We start from the raw sequence: 18,098 nt of genomic DNA, 5'->3' as shown, positions 1-18,098 counted from the left end.
GAAATGTTAATTTACTAAAAAATGAACCAGGAAGCAATGGAACCGGATTTTACAGTGATTTATCAATATTGTTTGAAATGGTTTATATTTGGTGTATATGAAAAAGAAGACGCATATTATGAGAACGCTGATAGTGTTGCTAGTTATGTTAATGCCATTGTCTGCCCTGGCACAGTCAGCAGATGAGTTATATCAAAAGGCGCTAAAAAGTATCGAAAACGATCAATATAAGGAGGCAATAGAACTTTTGAACAAAGTTGTAGAGTCTAAGCCGAAGGATAAAGAAGTATACAACAAACGAGGATTTGCCAGAAATCAGTTGGGCAACTTTTATGGAGCTATTGGTGATTATAACATAGCTCTTGAGATAGACTCGACTTATGCTGATGCGCTGCTGAACCGAGGGGAGGCTAAGTTTAACCTGGGCGATGATTACGGAGCGCTTGAAGATTATGACAAGGCTATAAAATACGAGCCCAAATCGGCACAAGCATATACGAGCAGGGCCTTTGCCAAATACAACCTCGAGGATCTGGAGGGTGCCTATTTCGATTTTTCAAAGGCTATAGAAATGGACCCTAACGATGCTGATAAGTACTTCAACAGAGGTGTTATCAAAGCTGAATTGGAAGAATACATCAGCGCCATTGACGATTATAATAAAGCCCTTTCTCTGGATGATTCAGATCCCGATATATATAATTACAGGGCGGTAGCCAAGTTCAACATCGATCAGGTAGAAGAAGCCATGAAAGATTATAACAAAGCTATTGAAATGGATACCACTGACCCTATCAAATATGAGAATCGGGCGCTGGCTAAAAGTACCCTGGAAGATTATGAAGGAGCGCTTGCTGATTACGATAAGTCTATTGAGCTTTTTGATGAAGACCCCGACACCTATAATCTTCGTGGAGTGGTAAAATATAACCTGGAAAACCATGAAGGAGCCATTGAGGACTATAGCAAAGCCATAGAGTTGGACCCATATAACCCCGTGTACTACGATAACAGAGCTTTGTCCAAAGTGGCTATTCAGGATTATAAGGGAGCGATAAGGGACTATTCTTACTCTATTGAGCTTTTTCCTACTGACCCTGAAACATTTCACCAAAGAGGCTTGGCAAAAATAAGCAAAGGGGATAAATATGACGGGTGCCTTGACCTGAACACTGCTGTTGAATTAGGCTCTGAGGATGCAAAGGACTCCATTAAGGAACACTGTAAGTGATCAAGTTGGCAGTTGGCAGAAGCAATAGGCAATGGGCTGAGCCTATTCATTTTGCGTATGTTTTGCCAGGTCGCTGATGGATTTTAATTTCAATTGTTCAGCATGCTCCTTTCTCATCATAAGGGCAAAGGTATTGTTGAAGCCAAGAGGAGGAAGCCAGGCAATCCGGTAACGGCTATCAAACTCCTTTTTTACATAATTATAGACGGTATCCTTGTGGTAGGGAAGGTTTTCAACGTGTACAGATCGCAATATTACCAATAGGCCTGTGCCGGTATATTCGGGATAAATATCTACCTCTCCTGTGTTTAAGGCATCAAAAAGCAATTTGGTGCCTCCAAATCCTAATTTTAGCTCCGTGGTGAGGCCGGTATAGTTTTCAATCACTATTTTGAACATCTCCGCCAGCAGAAAACTTTCAGTAAAATTTTTAGACCCGATGATAATATCCCCGGGGCCGGATCTTGTTAGCCCTGTTTTTAACCCTTCATTTTTCAGAAAATCTGCAGCAACTGCACGTATCTCCTCCCGCCTTTCATCTATGCGGTAGTTCATCTCGGCCATCTCTTCGTCCGTAATGAGACCGGCCAAAAGCATGAGTGCATACCGGATTTCAGGATACTTCTGCAGCATTTGTTCTCTTACAATAGGCGCAGCATGATAGGGTGGAAAATATTGCTTATCATCGTTGAGCTTCACCAGATCAAATGCTTCAATGCGACCATCAGTTGAAAAGCCGCTGATAACATCGACCTCTTTATTTTTAACGGCCTGATACATGAGGCCTATCTCCATTTCTTTAACATCCAGATGGAGATCATATACATTTTTTAATCCCATATAGCCATCTCCCCGTTCTATAAACTCGGATGGGAAACCGGCAACTATTTTTGACGGAGATGAGTTGGAAATGATCCTGGAAAAGATTACGACAGCTATAAGCATGGCAAAGGTGATGCTGATCGGCTTGATGAGCATATACACATGCTTTTGAATATAGCCCATCAAAATATCAAAAGTGAGCGCCATGAGCGCTGCAGGGATGGCTCCCGCCAGGATCATGTACGGATTGTTGGTACTGAGGCCCCGAAAAATAAATTCACCCAATCCTCCGGCAGCAATAAGGGCACAGAGTGTGGCTATACCTACATTGATAACAAAGGCTGTACGAATACCGGCAAAAAGTACCGGCATAGCCAGAGGAAGCTCTACCTTGAATAATACCTGCCTTGGAGACATACCCATACCAATGGCCGCTTCTTTTACCACAGGATCGACCTCAGTGATACCTGCATAAGTATTTCTAACGATGGGCAACAGTGCATAAAGAAAGAGTGCGACTATTGCCGGAAATACTCCAATGCCCAGGAATGGCAACAGAAAGCCCAATAAAGCAATGCTGGGGATGGTTTGCACAGCATTTACAAAGCCGATAACAGAGGAAGAGAGCGCCTTTTTCTTGCTGATGACGATACCAATGGACAGGCCAACGGTGGTAGCCAATATAAGAGACGTTACCGTTAGCCATAAATGCTCAACAGTCTGATCCCACAGCTCTGCCTTGTGCGTAGAGACAAACGATAAGAAGTTTTCAACCTGCTCCATGGGTGCTTCGGATCTTTTTACGATAGTTAAAGTACATCTGTAGCAATTCATGATCTTCATGAGTTTGCATGTATTCAGCCAGGGTTATGTCCTTTTCAACTTCAGCCTCACCAGCCCCGGCAGCTCTTTGCAGATCAGACAGGGTGATCAAGCTTAGCTCCAACTGAAGTTTTTGCCGGCCAATGAATTTTCGCACAAATTCAGTTTTAGGATGAAAAATAATCTCCGCGGGGGGTCCCAGTTGCTGCACCTTTCCTTCATCCATAATGCAAATGATATCTCCGAGAATAACGGCTTCCGTTACATCGTGGGTTACTAATACCATCGCTTTGTTCAAGGCGCCTTCAAGACGTTTGAACTCCATTTGCAACTCGTGGCGTGTAATCGGGTCCAGCGCTCCGAAGGGCTCGTCAAGCAGGATCAGATCCGGGTCGGCTGCCAATGCTCTGGCGATACCCACCCGCTGTTGCTGCCCACCGCTGAGCTCAGCAGGTTTTCTGTTCATCAGCTCGCCGGAAAGTCCCATCATTTCCATGAGCTCTTCAACCCGCAATTCGATCCTGGATTTAGCCCAGCCCAATAGCTCGGGAACAACACCAATATTCTGGGCTATTGTGTAGTGCGGGAATAAGCCGACATTTTGGATAACATACCCAATCCTTCTTCTCAAATCTACCGGCTTTAGCTGATCTGTATTGGTACCTTCGATCACCACAGTGCCTGTTGTTTTTGGCACCAGGCCATTGATCATTTTGAGTGTGGTCGTTTTTCCTGAACCACTCGTGCCAAGCAGTACCAGTACCTCTCCTCTTCCCACCGAAAAAGTGACGTTGTCAACTACTATGGAGCGGCCATAGGTTTTGGTAAGTGATTGGACTTCGATCATCTGTACAGGTAAATTTAATGCGAATTCGATATAAAACACTTAAAAATAGACGGTCATCCTGAGGTAGCCAACAACTTCAGTTGATTTTGATGATAATGACAAGTTAACCGAACGGCCTTGAGAAAATGGCGTTAAGAATTTCAATGCCACACGTACACTTGTAAATCACACTGTTTGAGCCCGTTGTTTCAAACGGGGCGAGTTTGTGTTTTATATCGCAGGCATTGAAATTTAGCCATTTGCTCACAGCCTTGACTTTTTTTGTTACTCTTTTGTGTCAAGGCAAAAAAGTAAGACATACGCTATGAAAAGTCAAAATAGACAGTTACAAACTGAACAGTAGGGTGTTGTCGTCTGGCTGTCAGCATGTAATGAAAACCCGTCATTGATAAGAGGAGGCTTAGCAAGGACACAAGATGAAAATCTCTGCAAGATGATAAGTCAAAGTTTGTAACCGCAGAGATAGCAGAGGCTTACTGGAGAAACACCGAGTGATTTCTCTGTGACCTCTGTGTCTCATCAGTTTGTTAGTATTACCTGATATTCATTACAATCCGGATCAAGGTTGTTGGTTGCAGTCCTTGAACCCGGGAGCCTTGAACTCCCTTGGGGAATATGCAGATTTACCTATAATTACAATACCTATTTTACTTCCACGCCTTTCCAAAAAGCCACACGTCCTTCAATTTGCTTTGCTCCTTCTTTCGTTTCCGGATAGTACCACGCTGCATTTTCATTGGTTTTACCGTTTACTTCAATATCATAATATGAAGCAGTTCCTTTCCATGGACAAACAGAATGGTGATCTGACTGCACAAAATGCTCTTTTTTAATAGCTTCTTTCGGAAAATAATGGTTTCCTTCTACCACTATTGTGTCGTCACTTTCAGCAATCACTTTATCGTTCCAAATGGCTTGCATAGTTCAATATTTTAATGATGTTGCGGACAAATATAAACCAGTAACAACAAAATGTGTTGTCTGTTCCCCGACAGGTATATACTTTAGGGCTTTTAACTGATACAAATATGTTAAAAGTTGGCTTTGTTGTTAACGGAAAAAAGAGGGTAAAGGATCGCTTTTTCATTGAATATAATACTGTGAAAGACAGTGAAAAGCAATTTGAATTTCAGGTGGCAGAGACTACCCATATTGGTGAGGCTACCGGGCTGTCACGGCAACTAATTGATCATGGCTGTTCGTATATCATTTCAGTAGGAGGGGATGGTACGCTGCACGAAGTGGTCAATGGTATTATGCAATCCAATAATTCTCAATGCATCTTAGGCACGTTAATGTATGGCACGGCCAATGATTTTTCCCGTACGGTACCGGCACCGAAGACAGTTGCGGAATTACTACGTGCGATTAAGTATGGAGCAACAAGAAAACTCGATATAGGCCTGATCGAATTGCCTTTGAAAGATGAGTCGCGTTATTTCATCAATATTGCCAGCATTGGTATGAGTGCGGAAGTGGTGAAAAGGGTGAATAACTCTTCCAAATCGTTAGGCCCGGAGCTTACTTTCTTCAGCGCTATTGTTCGTACTTTTATGGACTACAGTAATCAACCGGTGGCTTGTCATACACCCGGATGGCAATGGTCAGGGAAAGCCAATTCGCTTGTAGTGGCTAATGGCAAGTATTTCGGCAATGGCATGTGCATTGCCCCTGATGCAGATCCGGCCGATGGACAGTTTTCTGTGATGATCAGCGGAGATGTGAAGCTGATTGACTACTTGAGAAATGTTGTCAAGATTAAGAGAGGAAAGAAAGTGGATCATCCTCAGGTATTGTACAGAGCGGCAAATGAACTCCATATCACTTCAGCAAGTGACAACTGCTTTATTGAGGCAGATGGTGAATTTATCGGGACCTTACCGGTAAATATTTTTATGAAAAAGGAGCAACTGAACTTGTTGATATAAAAAGGACTGTCTCAAAATTTTACATGATCAAATGATAATGCTTTTTTGAAACAGCCTTCTATTCTTAATTATAACCTCCCAATCCTGATAATATTGCTGCTCCGAATACAACGGCAATTAGAATATACAGACCAATAAAAATGGCCATCCAGATCAATGTGGCTTTGGCCCAATTCGCTTTGTTGACATTCGTATCACTTCCAAAGCCCCATACAAAGAGCATGATAAATCCGATTAATGGAATTGCTGCTATCAGGATGGTGATCATCCAATCTTTGACAGACATAGCTTCTGTTCTGGGATTTACTCCTGCGGGAGAGTCTAATGTAGTTTCCATAGGTGATATAAGTTTTGGTTAATACAATCTATAAATTATTCTGCAATCGTCAAAGCCGCCTGGTGTTCAATAATTGGAGATTGAGGCAGGTGATTTCATTACAAAGGCAGGCTAGACAGAAGAGCTGCTGAGAAATCTTTATTAAGTAATGTCTCTAAGAAAACGCCAATGTCCGCGTTACGTTCGTTCCAAAAATGCTCTTCCCGACAACTGTAACAACTGTACGGGACTACCGCTTATTGGAACTTCATCCCGCCCTTTGGCGGGAACGTTTTCTTCAAGCCACTTAGAGTTTTCTTTCAAACACTAAGTATATCTAATCTAATTCTGAATCCCGGAGACTTTTAGTGAAAAGAGGCTGTCTCAAAAAGTCAATTCGTCATTCCAAATTTGATTGGAATCCCCTAAAAATATGTAGAAATTAATGGGGGATTCTTAATCAAGTTTCGGATGACTGCCAGAAGGAGACTTTTGAGACTGCCTCTCTATTTTTAGAATATTTATCTAATTACTTTTCACAACCAGGGTACTCGCAAGAATATCATGCAGCGCCTGTTTCTTTTCTGTAAAACCAGCCATGATATATCCGATCAGTAGGATTATACCTGATACGATCTTTCCAAAGTAACGTCCTGTGGCCTGGCCGAAGCCTATTCTCTCACCATGCATGTCTGTTACTCTCAGGCCTAAGGCGATCTTTCCGATAGTAGCCTGTTTGCTACTTGATTCCATAAGGGCGAAGTACAACCAGTACAAAACAATATTGATGAGTTGAATAATCATCATAGACCCCGCGAATAATGAAGCAAAGCCAGCGATCTCTTCATCGGACATTTCTCCTCCCGGAAATGTTCCGTAAGCGCTAAAGCCAAGCAGTCCGAGGATAGGCATGATAATAATCCAATGCGCAATACCCAAAATGATGGCATCAATGATGTACGCTACAAATCTCAGCCAAAACCCGGCATATTCGGTCGGGGCATGTGTTGATACAGGTGAATCTAATGTTGTATCCATAGAAAAATTTTGATTGATAAATTTAGTTATTTCACTACATATGTGCTGGCAATCATATCATGTAACGCCTGCTTCTTTTCGGTAAAAGCTGCCATAATATAACCGATCATTAATATCATACCTGATATGATCTTGCCAATATACCGCAATACAGCCTGTCCGAAATTGATCCTTTGTCCGTCTTTGCCAATTACTTTAAGCCCCAGAGCCATTTTACCAACAGTACCCTGTTTGGCACTTGATTCCATTAAGGCAAAATACAGCAAGCCAATGCCTATTTGTATTAATTGAAGCACCAGGCCGGCACCGGTTAACATTGCTATCATAGCGTCCATCTGGCCTTGGCTAACCTCTCCCCCTGACATACTTTCGTAGGCCCCGAACCCTAAGGCCCCAAATATGGGGACAATGATAACGAAGTTGACAATGGATAGCACAATTGCGTCAATAATCCATGCAACAAATCTGATCCAAAAGCCAGCATAGTTGCCGGAAGAGGCTCCTGCCGATGAGTCTAATGTTGTTTCCATAGTTTAAAATGAATTTTGGTTGGAATACAATCTATAAATTATCAGACAATCTTCAAAAATAATCTTGGATTACTTCTCTAAAACCATTACACACATGGAGCGTTGGTCTTCAACCACAACGGTTTTGAAGGGTTCAAGCTTTTTCAAACCCAGGTCTTCTAATAGGTTTTCAATATCCTCAGGTGCAAGCCTATAGGAAAACGAAGTGTCTGATGGGTCCGGCAGGCCTATTGTGGTGGCCATTCGTATAAACAGCACCCCTTTTTTATCCAGTACCCGGATGAGTTCATAGATCATTTGATAAAAGGCTGTCCTATCTTGCGCAAAGTGAAGTACGGCACTGCAAATAATGGCATCAAAGAAATTGTCCTTCCATGGCAGCTCCTCAACGGTCCCATGAAGAAAGTTATCCTTTGGGGTTGATTTATACATCATTTGCACCATTTTTATAGCCATAGGATTGGTGTCAATACCGTAGATGTCATACCTGTTTTGCTCGAAATATCTAAGGTTACGTCCTTCGCCACATCCTGCATCAAGTATTCTTTTACATCCCTCAAACCGGCCCTTCAGTATCTGGTCCAGCAGGTAAATATCAACATTGCCAACGGCATTATTCAGATCTTTGTAGTGCATCTTTTAATGATTTATGAAATTCCTGTTTGCCACAGTCAATTAATTCTTTGCTTCTATAAAATTCGAACATACCACATGTTTCCCGCGAGATTCTTACCACGACATCTGGTTGGCTGTGCTCAATAATGTATTCCGAAATTCTGTCTTGCATGAGGTCGACAGACTTTACTACCAACTCAAAATAACTGAGCCTTTTCTGTTTGGTGCTGTTCTTTGGAAAGAAGCTGTTCCATTTTTCTATGAGTGGTGCAAATCGACCCTTTTCCTCTATCAGGGTTTGTTCCTGCTCTTTCAGCATACAAGGTACGGCTGCATTGACATCCGAAACGACAACAACATCACATGCTGATTGTTTAACATACGCTATGGGAATAGGGTTTAACACCCCTCCATCAACTAATTCAATGCCTTCCACCATACTTGGTTTTAACACAGAAGGGATGGCTGCTGAGGCCCTCAACGCTTTAAACAGGCTACCTGACTTAAACACCACCTCTTGTTTATTGACAATATCAGTTGCCACAGCAGCAAACGGGATTTGCAGGTCTTCAATATCGCAATCGGGGATAAAGGCTTTCATCTCATTAAAAACACGATCTCCGCGTACAAATCCCTGGGTACTTAATGTGAAGTCCATAAGCTTAAATACATCGATTTTATCCAGGTTACAGACCCACTCTTTAAATTCAGGCAGTTTACCTGCGGCAAACACTCCTCCTACTACTGCCCCCATGGAGCTACCGGCAATGGATTTGATCTCATATCCTTCTTCAAGAAGGCCTTCTATCACTCCGATATGTGCTACTCCCCTTGCGCCACCGCTGGAAAGTACCAGAGCTGCTGTTTTTTTAGTCATCATGCTGGTTACTCAATCAGGTTTAGGTCATATTGTCATCTGTAATTTCACAACATCTTATTAGTGTCGCAAGCTGAACCGGTATTTATTTATAAATTAATGGCTACAATGAAAGAATCACTGAAAAAAAGATTTGAAACCCTCGAGGCATCAAAAGCCAACCTGCTGTCATTGGTAAGTGGTGTGAGCCAAGAGGAGTTGAACAGCCCCCCTGAACCGGGCAAATGGTCAGTAGGGCAGTTGTTGCACCATTTGTTGCAAGTGGAGGTGCTTTCTTTACAGTATATGAGAAAGAAAGGGAGTAACCTGTCGGATAATGATAATACCTCTGTGCGGGAGCGACTTCGCATGTTTATGCTGAAGACTTCTCTTGCTCTTCCGCTTAAGTTTAAGGCCCCAAAAGTAGTGAGTGAAAACATGCCTGAGGAAGTTGATCTTCAGGACATAAGGGAGTCGTGGGAAGCAATAAGAAGTGAATTGGATCTTTTTATAGCTAACCTTCCTGATGATAAGCTCCGGCACAAGATCTTCAGGCATCCTTTTATTGGTATGATCAACATTAGTCAGGTACTGTCTTTTTATCAATCCCATTTTGATCACCACTTGCCACAGATTAGGCGCCTTTTGTCAAAAATAAAGAATGAAGCAGATCGAAACTGATTGTTAGCCAGTGGTTTTTTATATAAATTCCCTGCGAAACTTAACCGATATGAAACGACCTTACTTGCTTTTCATCTTATTGAGCCTTTTTACAGTCGTCCAGGCACAAACACTTCAGTCTCCTGAAGAATTCCTTGGATATGAGCTGGGGGAGAGGTTTACCCGCCACCATAAAGTTGTGGAATATTTCAAACATGTTGCTGAAAGCCAGCAGAATGTACAATTGCAGCAGTATGGGGAAACCTATGAGCATCGACCATTGATCATGGCCATTCTTTCTTCACAAGAGAATATGGCCCGACTTGAGGAGATCAGAATATCCAATCTGGCTCGCACGGGTTTATCAGATGGACAGGCATCTGTTGGAGATGTGGCACTCGTATGGCTCAGTTATAACATCCACGGCAACGAAGCCTCTTCCATTGAGGCTTCAATGAAAACCATCCACACGCTATTGACGGATAGTAAGGCAAAGGAGTGGCTGAAAAAGACCGTTGTCATTATCGATCCCTGTGTCAATCCGGATGGAAGAGATCGTTATGCAAACTTTTATAATCAATACGGGAATAAAAACTTCAACCCTGACGGAGATGCCATGGAGCATCACGAGCCCTGGCCGGGAGGGCGCCCTAACCATTACTTGTTCGACCTGAACAGGGACTGGGCATGGCAAACGCAGAAAGAATCGGCAAGCCGGTCAAAGGTATATCACCAGTGGATGCCTCATGTACATGTCGATTTTCACGAACAGTTTATTAACAACCCTTACTATTTCGCCCCTGCAGCGGAGCCTTTTCATGAAGTAATTACCCCGTGGCAGCGGGAGTTCCAGACAACGATTGGTAAAAATCATGCAAAATATTTTGATGCTGAAGGCTGGTTATATTTCACCAAAGAAAGTTTCGACCTGCTTTATCCCAGCTATGGCGATACTTATCCTACCTACAATGGCGCCATTGGCATGACCTATGAACAGGCGGGTCATGGATATGCAGGCCTTGGTGTACTAACCGAATACGGTGATACGCTTACGCTAAAGGACAGGGTGGCCCACCACTTTACCACCGGCATTTCCACGGTTGAAATAACCGCGCAAAATGCACAAAAGGTAGTTGAAGAGTTTGCCAGGTACTTCAAGCAGAATATCAACAGTCCCGCAGCTACTTATAAAACCTACGTGGTGAAGGGCACCAACCATGCTGATAAGATCAGGAGTTTGGCGAGCTTTCTCGACAAGCACCATATCCAATACGGCACTACACGCATAAGCAAACCTGTAAAAGGATACAGCTATCTGTCCAAGTCATCAACATCAGTGTCTGTTGGCGCTAATGACTTAGTTATCAGCACGTATCAACCCATGTCTAAATTGATTACGGCATTGTTTGAGCCTGTTGCTAAACTCTCCGATACCCTTACGTACGACATCACTGCATGGTCGCTACCTTATGCCTATGGCCTCGATGCGTATGCGCTAACAGATAAAGTGGATATTAGCGGCAAGTACACAGTGAGCCCGGCCACAACACCGAAACCGGAAAGCAAAAATGTATATGCCTATATGTTGGAATATAAAAGCCTTCAGGATGTGAAATTTTTAGCGGCTGTTTTAAAAGAGGGTATTAATGCACGGGTGGCTCGCAAGCCTTTACAAATAGAGGGTAAATCTTTCGGGCGGGGGTCTATCGTAATAACCAGGAGAACCAATGAGCGGTTGGGTTCGGAGTTTGATAAAAAGATAGCGCAGTTGTCAAAAAAATATGACAGAAATGTGGTGCCTGTGTCTACCGGCTTTGCTGAAAACGGCACCGACCTCGGTTCGGCTGATGTAGCGCGGATAGAGACCCCAAAAATTGCGGTACTGGCAGGACCCCAAACTTCATCGCTGAATTTTGGTGAGATATGGCATTTCTTTGAGCAACAGATCGATTATCCAATCACCAATATTGGTATGGATTATTTCAGTTCAGTAGATCTAGATGATTATAACGTGCTGATTGTACCCCATGGATGGTATAGCGTGTTTAATGACGATATATTGGCAGAGATAAATTCCTGGGTGAGAAGTGGTGGCAAGCTGATAGCCATTGGCTCTGCGCTGAATTCGTTCAAGGACAAAAAGGGCTATGCACTGAAGGAATTTGCCACTGAAAAGGAGAAGAAAGAGGAAGAAAAAGAGCCTACTATTGAAGAGCAATTGCAAACCTACGCTGAGCAGGAGCGGGACCAGTTGAGCAGTGAGATCTTCGGAGCCATATTTAAGATCAACCTGGATAATACTCATCCCCTGGCGTATGGCTACGATAAGGAGTACTTCACTTTGAAAACCAACAACCTGAAATTTGCTTTCCTTGAAGAAGGTGGCAACGTGGGCGTTATCAAAGGAAAAACCGAACCTGTAAGCGGTTTTGCCGGCTACAAGGCCACGGAACGCCTGGAAAACAGCCTGGTGTTTGGTGTTGAAAACAAGGGCCGGGGGCAGGTGATCTATATGGTGGACAACCCACTGTTCCGTGCTTTTTGGGAAAATGGTAAGCTGCTGTTCTCCAATGCTGTTTTTATGGTGGGTAATTGATGGGAAGATTTGCTCCTTTTCCTGGCCCAAGTGTTACGCAATAGCGTCACTTGTGTCTCCATTTCAGTTTTTAAGCCTGGTGGATTAAGCGCGGAGGAAACGAAGGAGCAACAGAAATTATAAACCACCACGTCATCCTGGAATTGACGGTAGTGGATAATTGAATAATCATCTGACTATCAGCATGTAATGAAAACGTGTCATTGGTGTCCCAAGGGAGAGATATATACATCTTTAAAGCAGCTACTTGTGCATAGATTCCTCTCCCAATATGAAACTAAAGAACATTATGCCCTCCTTCAAAGGAGAAAAATACTAAACCAAATTATCGTGAAACCTTAAAACACTGTCCTCCGCTGGCGGAGGTGGCCAAAGGCCGGAGGTGGAGAAACTGAAGAGCACCGAACGTCATCGCTAAAGTCTCCCCGATCTGGGAAGATGCCCGAAGGACAGAGGGTACCCCTTACCCACCTCTGTATCTCCTCCCAGGAGGAGAGTAGTTCGCGTGCTTTGGATGAAGATTCGTTTTTCACTCAAGACTCACGACTCAATACTAAAGACTAAAAAATTGCCGACTTCCATAAACCTACCGGGCTTCGAAAGCTTGTCGCTAAAGTAACGTACTTCCGACTTCGGTCTTCCGACCCCAAAACCTCCCTCTGCCCCTCTAAGGGTCTCCAAAGGGGAAAATACTAAACCAAATTATCATGAAACCTTAATAGCACTGTCCTCCGCTGGCGGAGGTGGCCAAAGGCCGGAGGTGGAGAAACTGAAGAGCACCGAACGTCATCGCTAAAGTCTCCCCGATCTGGGAAGATGCCCGAAGGACAGAGAGGTACCCCTTACCCACCTCTCTATCTCCTCCCAGGAGGAGAGTAGTTCGCGTGCTTTGGATGAAGATTCGTTTTTCACTCAAGACTCACGACTCAATACTAAAGACTAAAAAATTGCCGACTTCCATAAACCTACCGGGCTTCGAAAGCTTGTCGCTAAAGTAGCCTTCTTCCGACTTCTGTCTTCGGGCTTCCGACTCAATACTAATAACTAAAGTACGATAGCCAACTTCGGATTTACCGATGGCTTCGATTCCTTGCGATGACCGTAAGAGATTGGTGTAGATTAGATTGAATCGTCAATGAAATAGAGTACTCAAGACCAACATAGAGAAAAATCTCTGCACCCTCTGTATTTTCTCTGTGCTCTCTGCGGTTAAAACCAACTATATAAACGAACACCCGTCTATTTCCAGGATTACATCCTTTCCAAATGCAGTTGATGGAGTTTGATAACCCGGAGTAAACTCTCCCTGTAGGATCTTTTCAGCAAACAACACGGCTGTTTTATACGTGAGGGTATACCCATTGGGCGTGATGAGGCGCAACTCTTTGCTTTGACCATCTTGTTCCGCCTTGCCCCACAGATACATTTGGCTTTTCTGACGCCTTACTTCTGAAGGTCCGGCCGGTTTTTTATCCGCCTGTTTTTTGAGGTAATTCTTAACCCATTTCATTCTGACCAGGAACCTGAGCCTATGCATCCATTTAAAAAGGCGCACTTGTTTGGGAGTGGCGCCAATATACACTTCGATGTTTGGGATTCCAGTGCTAAAATAAGCCGAAGCCACATCACCCCAGGAAATGCCCATTGAGATCTTCTCAAAAGGGCCATAATTTATCTTTTTTACACGCTGGCCCAGCGGATAGCTTTTCAGTTGATGTTCCTTACGAACGATCTGCCCTTCTCCCGAGCCTTCAATGGCTGTTTTTGCAGTACCCCGGGAGCTAAATCCGCTGGTGCTGGTAAACGCCAGCTCCAAATTATTAGCTCGTGGAACAAATGATTTGAGGTGCGCAGCCAGGCAGTCTGAAGGTACAACGTCAAAACCAGAGCCGGGAAGCAGCATGACCTTCTTTCGCCTGGCCTCATCTCCATAAGCATGCGCCATTTCAAATACCTGATACTCACCGGTGATGTCCAGGTAGTGTGTTTTGGCTTCGAGGCAGGAATGGATCATTTGGCGGGCGGTATACTTAAATGGGCCGGCACAGTGGATCACCACTTTTACGCGCGACAGTAAGTCAACCAGACGATGGCGGTCATTGAGGTCCACGGCATGGAAGGGATAACCGGTTTCATGAGCTATTTTTTCCAGTTTTTTCAGATTTCTACCGGAAAGGATAGCTTTCAAGCCCTTCCTTTTGGCTTCCCTGGCTATGAGCTCACCTGTATATCCATATGCACCATAGATGAGTACGTCTGACATTAACCCAGTCTTATATCATCAGATAATTCATTGCGGTTGTCCCGTGGTTTATTAACCCCTGCACGCTCTAAAAGTTCTCCACATAAATGAATTCCTTTGATGATACCACTGGCCGGATCTTTCGCTTTTATACCTTCTATGACTAGTTTTACTACAGCCTGCCACTCTTCCTGCTTCACGTTTTCGTTGATGCCGGAATCACCGATCACCTCTACCATATGCTCAAAATGGCTAACAAAGATCAATATCCCTGTTCTTTTTTTGGTGTTGAACACTTCCTCCTCCAAAAAAGCGATCAATGCCTTCTGTTCTACACGCTCGACCATAAGCTCTTTGGGCACGAATATTCTTTTTACTGTTTCCGAATACCTGGCCAGAACAAAGCCTAGCACACCCATGGAAAGTGTGAAAATAATGATCTCCAGGGGAGTTATTGGAAAAGGCAGTGCCCAGGTATAGGATAGCAACCCTACAATGAATAGCGCTGCTATTACGAATATGATCGCCCCTCGAAGGGCAGCTATCTCATACTCATCACTCTGATCAACAAAAAACGGAACGATCTCACCGGAAGTTTTACTTTCGGCTGCTTCTACAGCTTTCTTTATCTGCTGTTTTTCTTCTGCTGTAAATTTAAAACTGTTTTGTGCCATAATATTTTTACTTTACCAGCTACCTGAGGCCCCGCCACCACCAAAGCTACCACCGCCCCCGCTGAAACCACCGCCTCCGCCAAAACCTCCACCTCCACGGCCCCCAAAGCCACCTCCGTAGTATCCGCCACGGCTTCCACGACCCCCGGATAAAGCAAGTAGCGATATGAATACATACATGAATATCATAATAAATGCCGCACTTAAGCCGGCAAACAACAGCCCGGTGATCATAGCCCCTCCTGCTCCCAGCGACAACCCCTTCCATTTGCCCATTTTTTTACTGAGAACCTGCCCGATGATCACAAATACGATCACCAAAAAGAAGTAAGGGATGTCCGAGTCTTTCGTTGATGTGCTCTGTGGTGAAGGCTCGGGCAATTCTTCACCCTGTACCGCGCTCACTAAGGCATCCAGACCCTCCTCGATACCCGCATAGAAGTTTCCCTGACGGAAATTGGGTGTAATATAGGTATCGATGATCCTTTTCGCTGTGGCATCAGGTATGGCGCCTTCCAGCCCGTACCCTACTTCAATTCTTATGCGCCTGTCATTTTTGGCAATGAGCAGGATCACTCCATCGTCCACGCCTTTCCTCCCTATTTTCCACTGCTCGGCCAGCCGGATAGCATAGTCTTCGATCGGCTCAGGATCGGTGGTGGGTACGATCACGACAACGATTTGGCTGCCCTTATCACTCTCAACAGCCTGTAGCCTTCTTTCTAACTGCTCTACCTCGATGGTAGACAGCGTATTTGTCAGGTCAGTTACTCTATGCCAAAGTTCGGGAACAGGTTGCAGGTCCTGGGCATAAACAAACAGGACGGGAAACTGTAAGAAGAAGAGAAGGAGTAGCTTTTTCATCGGAGTATGTAAACTCTTTTTTAACATGTTGATAAACTTACTAAATAATCATTAATTTAAACCAATTGTAACTATCTAACTATGGCAAAACGAAAAGTACTGGTACTGACAGGCGGTGGCGACTGCCCGGGCCTGAATGCCGTAATACGAGGTATCGTTAAAAGAGCCAGAACCGAATCGGATTGGGAGGTGATAGGAAGTATGGAAGCCTTTAACGGGGTGATGAAGGAGCCGATGGAGCTAATGGACCTTAATGAAAAAACCACGGCAGGCATTCATGTGAAAGGAGGAACTATCCTGAAGACGACAAACAAGGGAAATCCATTTGATTTTCCTGTAAAGCAACCTGATGGCACTTATAAGATCGAAGACCGCTCCGGTGAGCTTATCGACAGACTAAAGAGTATTGGAGTAGAAGCAGTGATAAGCATTGGCGGTGATGGTTCGCAGCGGATCTCTCAGATGCTGTATGAAAAGGGGGTAAATATCATAGGTGTTCCTAAAACCATTGATAACGACCTGTCGGGAACTGATTTCACTTTCGGTTTTCGGACGGCCGTCCAAATAGCCACAGATAGTTTTGATAAACTGGTGACCACTGCTGAGAGTCACCATCGGGTGATGATCATGGAGGTGATGGGAAGAGGCGCCGGATGGATAGCTTTGCATACCGCTATAGCCGGGGGAGCAGAGGTATGTTTGATACCGGAGATCCCGTATGACATTAAGAAGGTGGTAGAAAGGTTAAACCAGCGCTACAACGAAGGAAAAGGTTTTGCCCATATTGTAGTAGCGGAGGGGGCGGTACCCATAGAGGGTACTGTTACCAGCAGGGAAAGCAAAGAAATTGGTTATGAGCACAAAAGGCTTGGAGGAGTGGCCTACAGACTTTCCGATCAGTTGAAAGAGGCCGGCTGTGAGGCTGATATAAGAGAAACCGTGCTTGGCCACACCCAAAGAGGAGGTACACCCATTGCCTTCGATAGAATACTGGCAACCATGTTTGGTGTGAAGGCTTTTGAATTGGTGCTGAAGGGGAGTTATGGAACGATGGTTTCTTACAAAAACAATAAGATCACTTCTGTATCATTGAAGGAAGCTACCAGCGAATATAATACGATCAATACTTCTTCATTTATGGTTCATGCGGCCAGAAGCATCGGTATTTCGTTTGGAGATTAATCCCGGAAATTGTCAGTCAAAATAGTGTCTCTAAGAAAGCGTCAATGTTGCGTTGTGCTTGCCCCAAAAGTGCTCTCGTGCCCTTAGTACGCTCCGTTTTTGGGGCTTCATCCCGCTCTTGGAGCGGGAACGTTTTCTTAAAGCCACATAGAGTTTTCTTACAAAAACTGAATACTTTATAAATAAGTATAGGAAGTATTTTAAAACCAATAGACAGATAAACAGTTTATCTGATAAACAAAAATTCATTTTATGGCGGATGAAAAGGAAATTCCCGGATTGAAAAAGACTACATTGGGAGCAGGATGCTTCTGGTGTGTTGAAGCTGTTTTTCAACAACTGGAAGGGGTGGAATCGGTGATATCAGGGTATACGGGTGGTAAAATTAAAAACCCTACCTACAGAGAGGTGTGTAGCGGGCTGACAGGACATGCCGAAGTGGCCCAAATCACCTATGATCCACAGGTGATCTCTTTTGAGGATATACTGGAGGTTTTTTGGAAAACACACGATCCTACCACACTCAATAAACAAGGAGCCGATGTAGGCACGCAATATCGGTCGGCCATATTTTATCATGACGATGAGCAAAAGAGAATTGCGGAGGTCATTAAAGAAGAACTAGACAGATCCGGGACCTTTGAAAAACCGATAGTTACAGAGATCACTCCTTTGGAAGATTTCTATCCGGCAGAAGATTATCATCAAAATTATTTCAACCAAAATCAGGAGCAACCCTATTGTCAATATGTAGTAGGACCAAAGGTTGAAAAGGTAAAAAGAGTATTTAAAGAAAAGCTAAAAGCATAAAGAAAGCTGCTCAAAAGTCATCCGGTACAGGATAACTTTTGAAGCAGCTTTAACATAGCACCGAT

The 18,098-nt window shown here is 43.9% G+C and carries 17 protein-coding genes; 6 read left to right on the top strand and 11 right to left on the bottom strand.

Translation table 11 applies throughout. The features are described from left to right. Positions 1-97: 97 nt before the first annotated feature. Positions 98-1,231 (top strand): tetratricopeptide repeat protein, encoded by a 1,134-nt coding sequence (locus tag C900_RS13525; RefSeq protein WP_083867497.1) that lies wholly within the window; start codon positions 98-100, stop codon positions 1,229-1,231. A 42-nt stretch (positions 1,232-1,273) separates the two neighbouring features. Here C900_RS13525 and C900_RS13520 read toward each other — a convergent pair whose 3' ends face one another. The 3 genes from C900_RS13520 to C900_RS13510 all read right to left on the bottom strand — a co-directional run bounded on the left by C900_RS13520 (position 1,274) and on the right by C900_RS13510 (position 4,643). Next, on the bottom strand, positions 1,274-2,887 hold the full coding sequence (locus C900_RS13520) for an ABC transporter permease/substrate-binding protein (protein WP_245558432.1): 1,614 nt from the start codon (positions 2,885-2,887) through the stop codon (positions 1,274-1,276). Continuing rightward, positions 2,823-3,722 carry an ABC transporter ATP-binding protein gene (locus tag C900_RS13515; RefSeq protein ID WP_009580517.1) on the bottom strand — a complete coding sequence of 300 codons (900 nt, stop codon included), beginning with the start codon at positions 3,720-3,722 and terminating at the stop codon, positions 2,823-2,825. Before C900_RS13515 ends, C900_RS13520 begins: the two co-directional genes overlap by 65 nt. Before the next feature lie 642 nt (positions 3,723-4,364). Further along, entirely contained in the window at positions 4,365-4,643 is a 279-nt protein-coding gene (locus C900_RS13510; protein WP_009580516.1) for a DUF427 domain-containing protein, read from the bottom strand. A 107-nt stretch (positions 4,644-4,750) separates the two neighbouring features. On the opposite strand from C900_RS13510, the gene C900_RS13505 reads away from it, so the two are divergent. Then, a complete protein-coding gene (locus C900_RS13505) occupies positions 4,751-5,650 on the top strand; it encodes a diacylglycerol/lipid kinase family protein (protein WP_009580515.1) in 900 nt (299 codons plus the stop codon). 64 nt (positions 5,651-5,714) lie between these two features. Here C900_RS13505 and C900_RS13500 read toward each other — a convergent pair whose 3' ends face one another. From C900_RS13500 to C900_RS13480, 5 genes are all read right to left on the bottom strand, one after another. Continuing rightward, positions 5,715-5,987: a hypothetical protein gene (locus tag C900_RS13500; protein ID WP_051052847.1), complete on the bottom strand. Its 273-nt coding sequence runs from the start codon at positions 5,985-5,987 to the stop codon at positions 5,715-5,717. A gap of 504 nt (positions 5,988-6,491) precedes the next feature. Next, complete coding sequence (locus C900_RS13495) at positions 6,492-7,004, bottom strand: RDD family protein (protein WP_009580512.1); 513 nt, start codon at positions 7,002-7,004, stop codon at positions 6,492-6,494. A gap of 26 nt (positions 7,005-7,030) precedes the next feature. Further along, positions 7,031-7,534, bottom strand: coding sequence for an RDD family protein (locus tag C900_RS13490; protein WP_009580511.1), 504 nt, complete (start codon positions 7,532-7,534; stop codon positions 7,031-7,033). Between the two features lie 69 nt (positions 7,535-7,603). Then, on the bottom strand, positions 7,604-8,170 hold the full coding sequence (locus C900_RS13485; protein WP_009580510.1) for a class I SAM-dependent methyltransferase: 567 nt from the start codon (positions 8,168-8,170) through the stop codon (positions 7,604-7,606). Then, positions 8,148-9,029, bottom strand: a complete 882-nt coding sequence (locus C900_RS13480) for a patatin-like phospholipase family protein (protein ID WP_281169002.1) — start codon at positions 9,027-9,029, stop codon at positions 8,148-8,150. Before C900_RS13480 ends, C900_RS13485 begins: the two co-directional genes overlap by 23 nt. 105 nt (positions 9,030-9,134) lie before the next feature. Here C900_RS13480 and C900_RS13475 point away from each other — a divergent pair, with 105 nt between their 5' ends. After that, positions 9,135-9,686, top strand: coding sequence for a DinB family protein (locus tag C900_RS13475; RefSeq protein ID WP_009580508.1), 552 nt, complete (start codon positions 9,135-9,137; stop codon positions 9,684-9,686). A gap of 49 nt (positions 9,687-9,735) precedes the next feature. Further along, complete coding sequence (locus C900_RS13470) at positions 9,736-12,261, top strand: M14 family metallopeptidase (protein ID WP_009580507.1); 2,526 nt, start codon at positions 9,736-9,738, stop codon at positions 12,259-12,261. Between the two features lie 1,219 nt (positions 12,262-13,480). Here the strand turns inward: C900_RS13470 and C900_RS13465 are convergent. The 3 genes from C900_RS13465 to C900_RS13455 are packed head-to-tail and all read right to left on the bottom strand — an operon-like array spanning position 13,481 to position 16,041. Beyond that, entirely contained in the window at positions 13,481-14,524 is a 1,044-nt protein-coding gene (locus C900_RS13465) for a saccharopine dehydrogenase family protein (protein ID WP_009580506.1), read from the bottom strand. Then, positions 14,524-15,177 carry a TPM domain-containing protein gene (locus C900_RS13460; RefSeq protein WP_009580505.1) on the bottom strand — a complete coding sequence of 218 codons (654 nt, stop codon included), beginning with the start codon at positions 15,175-15,177 and terminating at the stop codon, positions 14,524-14,526. Before C900_RS13460 ends, C900_RS13465 begins: the two co-directional genes overlap by 1 nt. A gap of 12 nt (positions 15,178-15,189) precedes the next feature. Next, a complete protein-coding gene (locus tag C900_RS13455) occupies positions 15,190-16,041 on the bottom strand; it encodes a TPM domain-containing protein (RefSeq protein WP_009580504.1) in 852 nt (283 codons plus the stop codon). Positions 16,042-16,122: 81 nt separating this feature from the next. Here C900_RS13455 and C900_RS13450 point away from each other — a divergent pair, with 81 nt between their 5' ends. Further along, positions 16,123-17,223 carry a 6-phosphofructokinase gene (locus C900_RS13450; protein ID WP_009580503.1) on the top strand — a complete coding sequence of 367 codons (1,101 nt, stop codon included), beginning with the start codon at positions 16,123-16,125 and terminating at the stop codon, positions 17,221-17,223. A 252-nt stretch (positions 17,224-17,475) separates the two neighbouring features. Continuing rightward, positions 17,476-18,033 carry a peptide-methionine (S)-S-oxide reductase MsrA gene (gene msrA / locus C900_RS13445; protein WP_009580502.1) on the top strand — a complete coding sequence of 186 codons (558 nt, stop codon included), beginning with the start codon at positions 17,476-17,478 and terminating at the stop codon, positions 18,031-18,033. Positions 18,034-18,098 lie beyond the last annotated feature (65 nt).

The sequence above is a fragment of the Fulvivirga imtechensis AK7 genome, from assembly GCF_000331535.1.
Lineage (GTDB): Bacteria > Bacteroidota > Bacteroidia > Cytophagales > Cyclobacteriaceae > Fulvivirga > Fulvivirga imtechensis.
The sequence above is the reverse complement of the archived record's forward strand: the minus strand, read 5'-3'. Positions and strand labels throughout refer to the sequence as shown.